This window comes from Streptomyces sp. NPDC051064, assembly GCF_044455985.1.
Taxonomy (GTDB): Bacteria; Actinomycetota; Actinomycetes; order Streptomycetales; family Streptomycetaceae; genus Streptomyces.
The window spans coordinates 1-13,009 of record NZ_JBITFK010000007.1 but is presented as its reverse complement, the minus strand read 5'-3'; the positions used below and the strand labels follow the sequence as shown (position 1 = coordinate 13,009).

12 protein-coding genes and 1 pseudogene are annotated in these 13,009 nt (G+C 69.3%); 7 read left to right on the top strand and 6 right to left on the bottom strand.

All coding sequences use genetic code 11. From position 1 onward, the window contains the following. Window positions 1-314: 314 nt before the first annotated feature. A complete protein-coding gene (gene ltrA, locus ACIBCU_RS24435; RefSeq protein WP_399233967.1) occupies window positions 315-1,778 on the top strand; it encodes a group II intron reverse transcriptase/maturase in 1,464 nt (487 codons plus the stop codon). Window positions 1,779-1,890: 112 nt separating this feature from the next. On the opposite strand, the gene ACIBCU_RS24430 is transcribed toward ltrA, so the two are convergent. Further along, window positions 1,891-2,124, bottom strand: coding sequence for a hypothetical protein (locus tag ACIBCU_RS24430; protein WP_399233965.1), 234 nt, complete (start codon window positions 2,122-2,124; stop codon window positions 1,891-1,893). Between the two features lie 246 nt (window positions 2,125-2,370). Further along, entirely contained in the window at window positions 2,371-2,943 is a 573-nt protein-coding gene (locus ACIBCU_RS24425) for a MarR family transcriptional regulator (protein ID WP_362929707.1), read from the bottom strand. Between the two features lie 135 nt (window positions 2,944-3,078). On the opposite strand from ACIBCU_RS24425, the gene ACIBCU_RS24420 reads away from it, so the two are divergent. Both ACIBCU_RS24420 and ACIBCU_RS24415 read left to right on the top strand, forming a co-directional pair. Continuing rightward, window positions 3,079-4,050, top strand: a complete 972-nt coding sequence (locus tag ACIBCU_RS24420; RefSeq protein WP_399233962.1) for an aldo/keto reductase — start codon at window positions 3,079-3,081, stop codon at window positions 4,048-4,050. Window positions 4,051-4,152: 102 nt separating this feature from the next. After that, on the top strand, window positions 4,153-5,244 hold the full coding sequence (locus ACIBCU_RS24415) for a Gfo/Idh/MocA family protein (RefSeq protein ID WP_399233960.1): 1,092 nt from the start codon (window positions 4,153-4,155) through the stop codon (window positions 5,242-5,244). A gap of 160 nt (window positions 5,245-5,404) precedes the next feature. Here ACIBCU_RS24415 and ACIBCU_RS24410 read toward each other — a convergent pair whose 3' ends face one another. After that, window positions 5,405-5,989, bottom strand: a complete 585-nt coding sequence (locus ACIBCU_RS24410; protein WP_399233958.1) for a CGNR zinc finger domain-containing protein — start codon at window positions 5,987-5,989, stop codon at window positions 5,405-5,407. A gap of 51 nt (window positions 5,990-6,040) precedes the next feature. Between ACIBCU_RS24410 and ACIBCU_RS24405 the strand changes: the two genes are divergently transcribed. Then, window positions 6,041-7,486, top strand: a complete 1,446-nt coding sequence (locus ACIBCU_RS24405; RefSeq protein WP_399233956.1) for an MFS transporter — start codon at window positions 6,041-6,043, stop codon at window positions 7,484-7,486. A gap of 61 nt (window positions 7,487-7,547) precedes the next feature. Further along, window positions 7,548-8,669, top strand: a complete 1,122-nt coding sequence (locus ACIBCU_RS24400; protein WP_399233954.1) for an epoxide hydrolase family protein — start codon at window positions 7,548-7,550, stop codon at window positions 8,667-8,669. A 494-nt stretch (window positions 8,670-9,163) separates the two neighbouring features. Here the strand turns inward: ACIBCU_RS24400 and ACIBCU_RS24395 are convergent, their stop codons facing one another. The 3 genes and pseudogenes from ACIBCU_RS24395 to ACIBCU_RS24385 form a co-directional block, all read right to left on the bottom strand. Beyond that, the gene (locus ACIBCU_RS24395; protein ID WP_399233952.1) at window positions 9,164-9,664 is read right to left on the bottom strand and encodes a hypothetical protein; all 501 of its coding nucleotides are present in this window, start codon (window positions 9,662-9,664) and stop codon (window positions 9,164-9,166) included. Window positions 9,665-9,701: 37 nt separating this feature from the next. After that, window positions 9,702-10,534 (bottom strand): annotated as a pseudogene (locus ACIBCU_RS24390) (IS5 family transposase). Between the two features lie 50 nt (window positions 10,535-10,584). Then, window positions 10,585-11,487, bottom strand: a complete 903-nt coding sequence (locus ACIBCU_RS24385) for a LysR family transcriptional regulator (protein ID WP_399233950.1) — start codon at window positions 11,485-11,487, stop codon at window positions 10,585-10,587. A gap of 98 nt (window positions 11,488-11,585) precedes the next feature. Between ACIBCU_RS24385 and ACIBCU_RS24380 the strand changes: the two genes are divergently transcribed. Both ACIBCU_RS24380 and ACIBCU_RS24375 read left to right on the top strand, forming a co-directional pair. Further along, entirely contained in the window at window positions 11,586-12,329 is a 744-nt protein-coding gene (locus tag ACIBCU_RS24380; protein WP_399233947.1) for an SDR family oxidoreductase, read from the top strand. A gap of 120 nt (window positions 12,330-12,449) precedes the next feature. Further along, window positions 12,450-13,009 (top strand): helix-turn-helix domain-containing protein (locus ACIBCU_RS24375; protein WP_399233944.1); only part of this gene is annotated, 560 nt, incomplete at its 3' end.

Sequence of the window (13,009 nt, the reverse complement as noted above, 5' to 3'; positions counted from 1 at the left end):
TGGTCCGTTGGCGGGGAACTTTCCGCGCGGTCTACTTCGGTCGCGCGGGGAGGCCACGGTGAAGTGCTGCGGGGTAGCCGTGGCGAGGCCGCGGGGGCATAGCCGGGCTCCTACTCCGACGATCGAACAGCGAGTGAACACGGGAACCGTCCCGGCCCCGCCCTCAAACCGCGCCTCCAGCACGGCGGATGGGCTGGGTCCATCGTCGGCCGATCGGGCCGGGACGGGGCGGAGCCGCCGTAGTACTCCGAGCCGGGGAGAGCCCGGCACATGGGGAAGGGCGGCAGCGGTTTCAAGAAGGGAAGGAGGCTGCAATGCCGAAAGACGCGCTGCTGAACAGCAGTGCCCCCGAGGCCCCGTTGGGGTCTCACCAGCGGGTATCGGGGATGCAGACCAAGCTTCACCGTTGGGCGGCGGCCGACCATGGCCGCAGGTTCGACGATCTGTTCAACCTCGTATGCGACCCGGCGACGCTGCTCGTGGCGTTCGAACGGGTCGCGGGAAACAAGGGAGCCCGAACCCCGGGCGTCGACGGCCTCACCATCGTCAACGTCGAACGGGAACTCGGCCTCCCGGGCTACCTGGAGGACCTACGACGCGTACTGAAGACGGGTGAATTCCGCCCGCTGCCGGTGCGCGAGCGCAAGATCCCCAAACCCGGCGGGAGCGGGAAGGTGCGCAAGCTCGGCATCCCGACCGTCTCCGACCGTGTGGTCCAGGCAGCCCTCAAACTGGTGCTGGAGCCGATTTTCGAGGCCGACTTCCTGCCGGTCTCCTACGGTTTCCGGCCCATGCGGCGCGCACACGACGCGATCGCCGAGATCCACCGCTACGGCACCAACGGCTATCGCTGGGTGCTGGACGCGGACATCGAGGCGTGCTTTGACTCCATCGACCACACGGCCCTGCTGGACCGGGTGCGCGCGAGAGTCAAGGACAAGCGTGTGCTGCGGCTGGTCAAGGCGTTCCTCAAGGCCGGTGTCCTCACCGAGGGCGGCGGCCGCGAAGAGACCTTCACCGGCACCCCGCAGGGCGGCATCCTCTCCCCGCTTCTGGCGAACATCGCTCTGTCCGAGCTCGACGAGCACGTGATGGGGCCGTGGGAACCAGGCGGTCGGATGTCCACCAGAGGCAGGCGGGCGCACCACCGTCACCACGGCCGCCCGAACTGGCGCATCGTCCGCTACGCGGACGATTTCGTTGTGCTGGTCGACGGCAGCCGTGACGACGTCGCCCGCCTGCGCGAGGACATCTCCAACGTACTGCACCCTCTCGGGCTGAGGCTGTCACCGGCCAAGACCCAGATCGTGCACATGTCGGACGGGTTCGACTTCCTGGGGTTCCACATCCAATGGCGCTGCAAGCGAGGCTCGAACAAGTGGTACGTCTACACCTTCATCGCCGAGAGACCCATCCGGCACTTGAAGGACAAGATCCGTGCCCTGACGAACAGAACGTCGCAGCAGGACCCGGGGACCGTGCTCAAGAGGATCAACTCGATTCTGCGCGGCTGGGTCAACTACTTCAAGCATGCGGTATGCAAGACCACGCTGAAAGCCCTGGACCAGTTCGTATGGCGACGGGTGACCAGCTGGTGGATGGTGCTGCACCGCTGGAGGTGGAAGGACGTCCGCCGACGCTTCACCGACCACAACGGCCGGTGGCACAGGCTCTCGGCGGACGGGATCGAACTGTTCCCCATGGTCTCGACGGCGGTCACCCGCTATCGCTACCGGGGCAACACGATCCCCAACCCCTGGACACTCAACCACGCTTGAACGGCAGAGACCGTGGAGAGCCCGGTGCGGTGAGAGCCGCACGCCGGGTTCGGCGAGCGGCACGGAGAAACGGACCGATGGCAACACCGGCACCGCGCTCCGTGCCGACTCATCAGTTCTTCCGGTTGTCCACTCCGGTGCGGCGGCGGGTGCGGACCAGGGTGCCGTCGAGGAGGACCACCACGCCGCCGGCGCGGGCGACCTTCTTCAGCGCGCGATCCAGGCGCGGAGCCCGGGCGGCGAGCACGAGAGGCAGCTCGACAAGGAAGGGCGTGCGGCCTACCGCGCGAAGATCGAGCAGGCCGCCAGGTCGGCCGCACCGGTCAAGGCTCAGAGGCTGTCCCACGTGAGGTGATGTGACGTGACGTGCGGCACGACCGCCGGTCGTGGGCGCCGATCTGTCGAAGCGTCCGGTGTCTGGTGAACTCTGGTCCGCAAGGTGGTGGGACCGCCGGCCTCCTGCACGGCCCGCCAGGCATCGACATCGCCGTGCGGAGCCGTCAGCAGGTCGGGCAGGGGCCGCAGCGGCGCGGGGTCGCGACCTCGGGCACCACACCACGGGGTCCTGCCGAGCAGCCGCCACCCCCTCGCATCACCCCTGCTGCGGGGAGCGGGTCTCGCGGTTGATGGCAGCGTCCACTGCCGCGCCGATGCGACGCAACGCTGCGAGGTCACGGGGCTCGATCTCGTCGATCAGGTACTCGCGGACCGCCGCGACGTGCCCCGGCGCAGCTGCCACGACCACCTGATAGCCGGTCTCCGTCAGCGTCGCGACCGTGCGCCTGCCGGAGCCCGGAACCCGGGCTCGCTCGACCAGCTCACGCTTCTCCAGCCGTCCGACGACATGCGAGAGCCGTGACAGCGACGCCGACGTTCTCGTGGCGAGATCGCTCATCCGCAGGGTGCGTTCCGGCTGCTCGGACAGCACCGAGAGCACCATGTACTCGAAAAACGTCAGTGCCGCCTCGCGCTGCATGCGTGCGTCCAGGGCGGCCGGCAGGCTGATCATGATCGCGGAGTTGGCCAGCCATGCCTCCAGCTCGTCGCGGCTCAGCCAGCGCGTGTCGGCAGCCGGGTCGGCGGACTCCGCCGCTTCGGACGTTCTCGTCGCGGACGTCTCCGCACCGGTGCCCGGGTCGGTCTCTCGTTTCGTGGTCCTGGCCATGCCGGCCACTCTACCTCGACTTCTTGACGCATCAAGTACGAGCGTGTTTCGATGTTGACGCGTCAAGTTCGAATCTTCCCGGAGGCTCTCCCGGGGGAGCGTGACGCGGGCAGTCGACCGAAAGGAGGGACCAGGATGCGGATCACGCGTCTGGGCAGGCTCGAGGTGCCGCGCATCGGCCTGGGGGCGATGGGAATGTCGGCGTACTACACAGGTGCAGGCCGTGACGCGGGGGAAGCGGTGCGCACCATCCGTCGCGCCGTGGACCTCGGTGTCACGCATCTGGACACCGCCGAGGTGTACGGGCCCTACGTCAACGAGGAACTGGTGGGCCGTGCCGTCAGGGCCCGCCGGGACGAGGTGGTTCTCGCCACCAAGTTCGGCCTCGTGTCCCACACCGGCCGACCGGGTCCGGACAGTACCCCCGCCAATGTCCGCGCGGCGGTCGAAGGCTCCCTGCGGCGGCTCGGGACCGACCGCATCGACCTCTACTACCAGCACCGGGTAGATCCCGGCACGCCCATCGAGGAGACGGTGGGAGCGCTGAGCGAACTGGTGGCCGCGGGCAAGGTGCTCCACATCGGACTGTCCGAGGCGGCCGCGGCGACGATCCGCCGGGCCCACGCGACCCACCCGCTGGCCGCCGTCCAGAGCGAGCACTCCCTGTGGACCCGTGACCCCGAGGCCCGGATCCTGCCGACGCTGAGGGAGTTGGGAATCGGCTTCGTTCCCTACTCACCTCTCGGGCACGGCTTCCTCACGGGCGGCATCCGTTCGCTCGACGGGCTGGACGCCGACGACTGGCGCCGCACCAACCCCCGGTTCACCGGCGGGAACCTCACCCGCAACCTGCGCATCATCGACGAGGTGCGCGAGATCGCCGACGAGGTCGGGGCAACGCCTGGGCAGGTCGCTCTGGCCTGGCTGCTCGCTCAAGGGGAGGGCATCGCGCCCATCCCGGGCACCAAGCGCGTCGACCGCCTCGAGGAGAACAGCGCCGCCGACGCCGTTCGGCTCACCGTCGATCAGATCTCGCGCCTGGGCGGCCTGACACCGGCGTCCGGTGACCGGCACGCACCGGCTGACATGGCTGTCGTCGATCTCTGAGAGCGGTTCGGCCGCGACCAGGTGCCAACCGACAGAACCACGTGCAGGACGGCACGGAACGGCCGTGCCGCCCTCCCAAACCGTTGAACGGAGCATCGCAGCATGTCGAAGAATCCGATTCGCGTCGGCGTCATCGGCGCCGACACCCGGGCGAGCTGGGCAGGAGCGTCACACATCCCCGCCCTGGCGGCACAACCGCAGTTCACCCTGGCGGCCGTAGCGACCCGGCGCGAGGAGAGCGCCCGCCGCGCCGCCGAGACCTTCGGCGCCGAACGCTGGTTCGCCGACCCGCTCGCACTCATCCAGGATCCGTCGATCGATCTCGTCACCGTCGCGGTCAAGGTCCCGGCCCACCGTGACCTCGTGCTCGCGGCCCTCGCGGCCGAGAAGGCCGTGTACTCGGAGTCTCCCCTCGGGGCGACCCCGGCGCAGACGGAGGAGATGGCCGCCGCGGCCGGTTCGCTCCACACGGCCATCGGACTCCAGGGCCGCCAGAATCCCTCCGTACGCCGCGCCGCCGAGATCATCGCCCAGGGTGGGCTCGGCCGGCTGCTCTCGGCGCGCGTCTCGGCGACGACCTTCGGCAACGGCCCGGAGTCGGCGAGCCCGTACGCGTACTTCGACAAGGCGGCGGCAGGAGCCGGCTTCCTCACCATCGCCGCGGCGCACGTCCTGGACGTGGTCGAGGCGGTTCTCGGTGACATCACCGAGATCGACGCCCGCACCGAACTCCTGTGGCCACACGTGAAGTTGGTGGACACCGGCGAGACATCCGTCCGCGAGGTCCCGGACCATCTCGACGCCATCGTCAAAACCTCGTCCGGCGCCCCGGTGGGGATACAGATCCTGGCGGGTGTACCCGCCCCCGACGCCCACTTCTGCCTGGAAGTCCGAGGATCGGACGGCTGGCTGAGACTGACGGGCCACCACCCGGCCGGTGTGCAGGTCGGAGACCTCACGCTGTCGTCGAACGTCGACTTCGCGGCTCCGGACCGTCCCGTCGCCACCGGCACCGGCGCCACCGCCGCCGACATCTGGACAGGCGCATCCATCAACGTCGGCGAGGTCTACGCCGGCCTGGCCCGCGACATCGCGAACGGGACCCAACACACCCCGGGGTTCCAGCACGCCGCACACAACAGCCGCCTCGTCGCCCGAGTGGAACAGGCCGCGCGAACCGGCATTCGACATTGAGGAGCTTCTGCGGAGATCTTGCGGTCTCGGGCCTGCATTGCGGCTTTCGCGGCGATGCAGATTGCATCGTGAGGAGCGCCCTCGGAGGCCCGAACGAGTTCGTCGAAGGCGGGCTCGGACGAAACCCCGGAGCCGGCCTGGCAGGGTCAGGTGCCGGCGCTCAACGCGGGCTGCGCCGACTCCGGTAGGCCGCGACGCTGGCCCGGTGTGAGCAGGTTCGGGTGCAGTACTGCTTCGAGCCGTTGCGCGAGAGGTCCACGAAAGTGGCCCGGCAGGTCGGCCCGGCGCATACGCCGAGACGAGCGGGACCGAGCGTGGTGATCACGGAGGCCAGTGCGCTGAGCGTAGTCGCGGCAAGGTGCGCCGAGCAGCGGTCGGTGTCGGAGGTCACCTCGGTCCACCAGCGGTCGTCCTCGTGGCGAAGTACCGGGGTGGCGCGGCTGCGACGCAGACCGTCGTTGATCAGAGCCGCAGCTTCGACCGCGTCCGCGTTCGCCCGTTCGAGCACCTCACGCACCGTCTCGCGCAACGCGCGGACTTCCGCCAGGTCGGCGCGGGTGAGATGCCGCGGACCGGTCCCTTGGTTCGCGGCCGAACTCGGAGGCTCAGCCGCGGGATGGTCGTCAAGGAAGTCCCGGAGCTGCTCCACGGTCTCGAGCGCGTCCTCTCCCTTGATCGGCCTCAAGGTGTTGGCCAGGTCGACGGCCGTCTGGACCACCAATGGGCTGTAATACGCATCCCGCATTTGACGTGTCTCCTCACTGCTCCGTAATGTTACACCCAAAGGAGCTTTAGCATGTCACAACAGACCCGGCAGAGGACGACGCCGCAGACGATCCCGTCTGGAAGGGCCCCGGCACCGGAGCGAACCGACGCCCCGGACGGGCGTCGGCTGGGGCTGACTTTGGGGATGCTGGTGCTGCCGATGTACGTGGCACTGGGAGCGCCGTCGGTGGCCCTGCCGGCCATCGGCCGCGCACTCGCGGTGCCGTTCGGGGCCACCGCATGGATTCTCGCCGCGTGGTCGCTGACCTCCGCGCTCGCGATGCCGGTCGCGGGTCGGCTGCTGGTCCGCTGGAGCCCCTTCCAGGTCCTCGTCGCCGGGGTCGTGACGCTCGCCGCGGGCTCCGCGCTCGCCGGAGCCGGGCCGACACTGTCCGTCGTGATCGTCGGCCGGCTGATCGGCGGCGCCGGGGCGGGCGCGACCGTGATCGCCGTCTTTGCCGCGGCCACCGCCCTCCCCCGGCGGCAACGGATCCGCGCCCTGGGAATCATCGCGGCCGCCAGCGCGACGGCGTCGGGGTGCGGGACGCTGTTGGGCGGGGCGGTGACCACATGGCTCGGGTGGCGTGCCGTGCTCGCGATCCCGGTCCTCGCGCTGCCCCTCCTGCTGGCCGCATTGCCGAGTAGGCGCGCGCTGACGCGGAGCGGTAGCGGTGAGCGAAACGGCTCGACCGGGCAACTCGATATCGTCGGCGCGGCCGTGCTGTCGGTGCTCGCCGGCTCCTTGATCACGTTGCTGCAGGCACACTCGGTCGGCCTGCCCGTTCCGGTCACCCTCGTCGTGGCTGCCGCCGGGGCGCTCGCCGCCGTGGGACTGTGGTGGCGCGTGCGAAGCACGCCCGACGGGTTCGTGCCTCGGCGGGTGATCGCATCCCGCGGCTTCCTGGCGGCCGGGCTCATCGGCGGGACCGTCTTCGCCGGCTACTACGGGGTGCTGTTCCGCGCCCCGTCCCTGATCGAGCAGGCCACGGGCGGTGGCCCCCTGGAAGCCGGCGTGCTCCTGGTCCCGGCCGCCGCCTGCTCGGTGCTGGCCGGGCGGCTGGTCGGCACCTTGACCGACCGGTTCACCGGCTGGCAGGTGTCGGCCGGGCTTGCGGCACTCACCGTCGTCGGCGTGCTCGTGGTCGCGATCTTCACCGGGCCGATCCCCGTTGTCGTCGGCACGGCGTTGACGGTGTGCGGGTTCGCCGGCGCCCAAGCCGTACTGGTGAGCCTCGCGCCGGACCTGGTCGCCGCGGCCGACCGCGACACCGCACAGAGCCTGCTCAACTTCATGAACGCCCTGGGTGGCGGGATCGGTCCGGCCGCTGTCGCGGGTCTGTCCGGCATCGTGCCGGTGCCGGTGGCCCTCGCCGCGCTCGCGGCACTTCCCCTGGCCGGACTCGTCCTCAGCCTGACCCGGCGCCCTACCGCCGACCGCCGCCCCCAACCCGACGCCACGCGTGGGAGCCCGCGATGACGGTCCACCTGCACCTGATCCGATAACGCCTTTGACGCCTTGACCAGTAAGGAGCCTTGCCATGTCCGCCGAGCCATTCGAGGTCAGCATCACCGAAGCCGAGATCGCGGACCTGCGTGAACGATTGCGACGGACACGGTGGCCCGAGCGCGAGCCGGTGGACGACTGGTCACAGGGTTTGCCGCTGGCGTACGCGCAGGAGCTTTGCCGCAGCTGGGCTCAGGACTACGACTTCGGGTTCGCCGAGCGGCTGAACGTGTTCCCGCAGTACCGCGACACGATCGACGGGCTGGGCATCCACTTCCTGCACCTCCGCTCGCCGGAGCCGGACGCGTTCCCGCTCGTGCTCACGCACGGGTGGCCGGGTTCGGTGCTTGAGTTCCTGGAGGTCCTCGGCCCGCTGACCGACCCGCGCGCGCACGGCGGTGACCCGGCGGACGCGTTCCACGTGGTCGCGCCGTCGTTGCCCGGGTACGGCTGGAGTGACAAGCCGTCGACGACCGGGTGGGGCATCACTCGCACCGCGCGCGCCTGGGACACGCTGATGGTCTCGCTGGGTTATGAACGGTACGGCGCGCAGGGCGGTGACTGGGGTTCGGCGGTGTCCGCGGTGCTGGGCGGGGTGGCGCCCGAGCGGGTCGCCGGCGTGCACCTGAACCTGGGATCCGTGGCGGCGGGCACGTTCGAGGACCCGACGCCCGCGGAGCTGGCGAATCTCAAGGCCGAGAAGGAGATGCAGCGCACCGGCCGGGGGTACTCGGCGATCCAGGCGACCCGGCCGCAGACGCTCGGCTACGCCCTCACCGACTCCCCGGCGGGGCAGGCCGCCTGGATCGCCGAGAAGTTCTGGGCATGGACGGACAACGACGGCCATCCCGAGAACGCGTTGTCGCGGCAGACGATCCTCGACGAGATCTCGGTCTATTGGTTCACCGCGTCGGCCACGTCGTCGGCGCGCCTGTACTGGGAGAGCTTCGCCAACTTCCGGGACAAGGTGACCGCGCCCTCCGGGCTGTCGGTCTACCCGCGCGACATAACCCGCCCGTCGAGGCGGGAGGCCGAGCTGCGGTTCACCGACCTGCGCTGGTTCGAGGAGCTGCCGCATGGTGGCCACTTCGCCGCACTGGAGCAGCCGGAGTCGCTGGTCAAGCAGGTGCGCGGGTTCTTCCGCCTGTTCCGCTGACTGTCCGTGCCCCCTGGGAAGCCCGCGCCCAGGGGATGGTCCTGTCCGTCCCCCGGGTTACCGGCAAAACGGCGGCCGCGCTCGGCGAGCGGACGCTGGTGATCATCGCCCTCGAACGAGGAGTCGGCCTTCGAATGGCGGAATAGCACTACGGTGCGAGACATGTCGGTACTCATAGCGGCCCCATCATGGCGTCAGGGGCGGCGCCAACCAGGGCAAACAGTCACTGGTTCAGCCAGATGGAGTAGATCCAACGGCCCGGCACTCACGGCGCTGACGGAGGTCAAAGGACAAGCTGAGAAGCTGTCCTACGTTTTAGGGGCAGGCTGTGGGCCCCCGGCAGGGGCGGAGTCAGGCCGCTTGGCCGTATCCGTCCGTGCCGGGGTCGTCGCCGCGCAGCGGGCTGAAATCGACGTCCAGGTGCGGGTCGTACGCCTCGGGCTGGATGCCGAGTTCGTGGGTGGAGTATTCGCCGAAGCGGCGGATGTGCTCGGTCAGGTACGGCGAGATGTGGGCCAGGTCCTCGGGTCCATCTCCCAGCCCCCCTCGACGCCGTGGCGTTGGGCAGCCAGTCGGACCTCGGCGACCGCGCCCGGTTGTTCCAGCAGCATCGTTCCGGCTTCCTGCCCCAGGTGGTGGATGTGCAGGCGGGGACCGTCGACGATCACCCGGAGCTCGGGCCAGGGGTGCTTCCAGAGCAGCTCGGCGCGTTCCCACATCTCCACGCCGCGTGAGGTGACACGGAGGTGGTACTGCACCCCTTCGTGGGGCGAAGGCGGGGTGTGCTCGGTGTACGGGGGCCGCACCGCGTAGGTGCCGATCACGCGTTCCCCGGGTTCCAGACGGGCGGCGCGGATGCCGTCGATACGGCCGATCCGCGATCCGGTCCAGCCCGCGAGTCCGGTCGCGGGCCGGGCGAGTGCCAGTACCCGCCACCAGGGCAGCACCCCCGCACCGAGACCGATCACCGTCGCGCCCGCGATGCCCGCGGACACGGTGACCCGGACTGTCCTAGGAGTTGTCGTCAAAGTGTCACGCCCACATCAGCAGCGAGGCGAGGGTTACGGCGGCCTGGTAGGACGCGGCGGTTTTGTAGTAGCGGGTCGCGATGCCGCGCCATTGCTTCAAGCGGTTGAAGCACCGTTCCACAACGTTGCGCTGCTTGTAGATTTCGCGATCGACCACTGGCGGACGTCCACCGAGGCTGCCGCGCCGGGCCCGGTTGCGGATCTGGTCGGCTCGTTCCGGGATGGTGTGCGTGATGCCCCGGCGCCGCAGCCAGGCCCGGATCGCCTTCGAGCTGTAGCCCTTGTCTCCCAGGACTTGATCGGGCCGTACGCGGGGTCGGCCAGGACCGATGCGGGGCACCCGTATCGCCTCCATCACGGCGGTGAACTGGGTGCGGTCATTGGTGTTCCCGCCGGTGAGAACGAAGGCGAGCGGTCGGCCGACAGCGTTGCAGACCAGGTGAATCTTGCTGGTCAGTCCGCCTCTGGAGCGGCCGAGCGCGGGGTTCCGGAGCCCCCTTTTCGGGCCCCGGCCGCGTGCTGGTGGGCCCGGACGATGGTGGAGTCGACCGATACCAGCCAATCGACCTCACCGGCCGCATCCGCCCGTGCCTGGGCTTCCCGCAGCATCCGCTCGAAGGTGCCGTCCTTGGCCCATCGGCGGAAGCGAGTGTGCAGCGTGGCCCAGGATCCGTACCGCTCCGGCACGTCCCGCCAGGCCGTGCCTGTACGGAACTTCCAGATGATCCCATTGAGGACCGTCCGGTCATCCGACCGCTTCCGCCCTCGCTCCGACCGAGGCAACAGAGGACGGACGAACTCCCACTCGGCGTCGGACAGTTCATGGCGACGTATCACCCGACCATGATCCACCAAACAAGATCATTTGGAGACACCGCCGCGAGGGGTCAGCCGATCGGCAGCGTGCTGTTCTCCTGTCGGGAGGCTGTGCCGAGCAATGTACGTGCGACGTCTTCCAGGGATCCGAGCAGCGGGTTTGGGTCGCCAGCGCGCGTGACGAGCACGAGCTCGCAGGGATCGATGTCGATGACGGGCACCAGGGCGATGTCCTCGCGCACAGCAGGGCGTCGATCGGCGGCAGGGAAGATCGCGACACAGTGGCCGGTGGCGATGAGTTCCAGCTTGTCCTCGTAGCTGTCGTCGATCGCGGGTGGGGGTGGTGCCGGGCGGTCGTCGACCGGCTTGGGCGTGCTCCAGACAACCGGAGTGCTGACGCAGGCCACCAGTTCCTCGTCCGACAGAGCCCGCAGGCTGACGGCTTTCTCGTTCGCCAGATGATGGCTTGCCGATGTGACGAGTACCCGCGATTCCTGATGGAGCTTGGTCACCCGGAAGCCGTCCGTGGGGAAGGGCAGGGGCCTGTACACAACGAGGGCGTCGACCCGCCCCTCGGCGAGGGCGCGCGTGTCCCGCCAGTCGAGGTGCCGGGTGAGGACCTGGCCGTCGGGGTGCCGGCGGCGCAGTTCCTGCACACAGGCGGTGATGACCAGTCCTTCGGCGCAGCCGACGGTGACGATACGGGGCTGGACGGCGGCTCTGGCCGTGCGAGCGGCTTGCTCGGCCTCTTGGAGCAGTATCCGGGCCCTGGGAAGGAATGCCTGACCGGGGTCGGTGAGGCTGCTGCCCTGCGGCGAGCGGTCGAAAAGCCGGACACCGAGCTGAGCCTCAAGTCGCTGGATCTGGCGGCTCAGCGACGGCTGTGCCAGGTGCAGCTTGGTGGCGGCCCGGCCGAAGTTGCCGTACTCCGCCACGACTGTGAAATAGCGCACGAGCCGGAGATCGATGTCCATTCGCTCAGGGTACGTCGCGCGTCGTCATACGCCTGGGGCATGACGGCATACGGAACAGGTCTTGGACAGGGTGTGCGGGTGGATATTGGCTTGAGGGCATGACCACTTATGACGGCAAGAAGATCGTGATCACGGGCGGAAGCAGCGGTATTGGCCTGGCTACGGCCCGGTTGTTCGCGGACGGTGGGGCGCACGTACTGATCACCGGCCGCACCCGATCCACTCTGGACGCCGCGCTTGAGCAGCTGGGGGACAAGGCGGTCGGCGTCCGCAGCGACGCCGCGTCCCTGAAGGACATCAAGGCGCTGGCCGGCACGGTCCAGGAGCGGTTCGGTGCGGTGGACGCGCTGTTCGTGAACGCCGGCGTCACCGAGTCCGCGCCGTTCGACTCGACGACGGAGGAGATGTACGACACGCTGTTCGACATCAACACCAAGGGCCCGTACTTCACGGTGCAGGCGTTGGCGCCGCTGTTGCGCAAGGGAAGCGGCGTGGTCCTCACCACGTCGGTGGTGAACGTCCTGGGCCTCGACACGCTCAGTGTCTACTCGGCGAGCAAGGCAGCCCTGCGGTCGATGACGCGCACCCTGGCCCGCGAGCTGCTGCCGCACGAGGTGCGGGTCAATGCCGTGAGCCCCGGCCCGACCGACACGGGCATCCTGGACCGCTCCGTCCCCGCCGATGTCGCCGAGACGATAAAGGACACCTACCGGAGCACCAACCCGATGCAGCGGCTGGGGACGTCCGAGGAAGTGGCCGCCGCGGTGGCGTACTTGGCGTTCGGTGCGACCTTCTCGACGGGAACGGAGTTCCCTGTCGACGGAGGGGCGTCGCAGCTCTAGGTGTTCTGTCCGCGGAGGTTGGGTGCGGTGACAGTGATCACCGTCTGGGGATCTTGAACGAGTGAGGGCCTTCCGGGTTCGGTGTGGATTGCGACGTCTACACCAGCCCGAAAGGCCCTCATGCCCCACCGTAATGCACCCCTGACCGAGACCGGACGCCTGCGGCCGGCGCGTTGCGTTGTCGAGGACGGCTGGCCGCTTCGCCGGGCCGCCGAACGCTTCCAGGTCTCGCCCACGACCGCCCAGCGGTGGGCCGGCCGCTACCGGACCCTGGGCGAGGCGGGGATGACGGACCTCTCCTCCCGCCCGCACCACAGCCCCCACAGGACCCCGACCCGCACCGAACGACGCATCATCAAGGTCCGTGTCCTTCGCCGATGGGGACCGGCCCGCATCACCCATCTGCTCGGCCTGGTGCCATCGACCGTGCACCGCGTCCTGACCCGATACGGCCTGGCCCGGCTCACCCACCTCGACCGGGCCACCGGCCGCGTCATCCGCCGCTACGAACGCGACCGGCCCGGCGAACTCGTGCACGTGGACATCAAGAAACTCGGCAACATCCCCGACGGCGGCGGCCACAAAGCCCTGGGCCGACAGGCAGGCCGCAAGACCCGCTCCAAAGCCGGCTACAGCTATATCCACACCGCCGTCGACGACCACTCCCGCCTCGCCTACAG

Coding starts and splice junctions, on each gene's coding strand:
- ACIBCU_RS24380 (WP_399233947.1), top strand. CDS start 11,586: ATGACCACTTATGACGGCAAGAAGATCGTGATCACGGGCGGAAGCAGC.
- ACIBCU_RS24415 (WP_399233960.1), top strand. CDS start 4,153: ATGTCGAAGAATCCGATTCGCGTCGGCGTCATCGGCGCCGACACCCGG.
- ACIBCU_RS24410 (WP_399233958.1), bottom strand. CDS start 5,989: ATGCGGGATGCGTATTACAGCCCATTGGTGGTCCAGACGGCCGTCGAC.
- ACIBCU_RS24405 (WP_399233956.1), top strand. CDS start 6,041: ATGTCACAACAGACCCGGCAGAGGACGACGCCGCAGACGATCCCGTCT.
- ACIBCU_RS24420 (WP_399233962.1), top strand. CDS start 3,079: ATGCGGATCACGCGTCTGGGCAGGCTCGAGGTGCCGCGCATCGGCCTG.
- ACIBCU_RS24385 (WP_399233950.1), bottom strand. CDS start 11,487: ATGGACATCGATCTCCGGCTCGTGCGCTATTTCACAGTCGTGGCGGAG.
- ACIBCU_RS24425 (WP_362929707.1), bottom strand. CDS start 2,943: ATGGCCAGGACCACGAAACGAGAGACCGACCCGGGCACCGGTGCGGAG.
- ltrA (WP_399233967.1), top strand. CDS start 315: ATGCCGAAAGACGCGCTGCTGAACAGCAGTGCCCCCGAGGCCCCGTTG.
- ACIBCU_RS24400 (WP_399233954.1), top strand. CDS start 7,548: ATGTCCGCCGAGCCATTCGAGGTCAGCATCACCGAAGCCGAGATCGCG.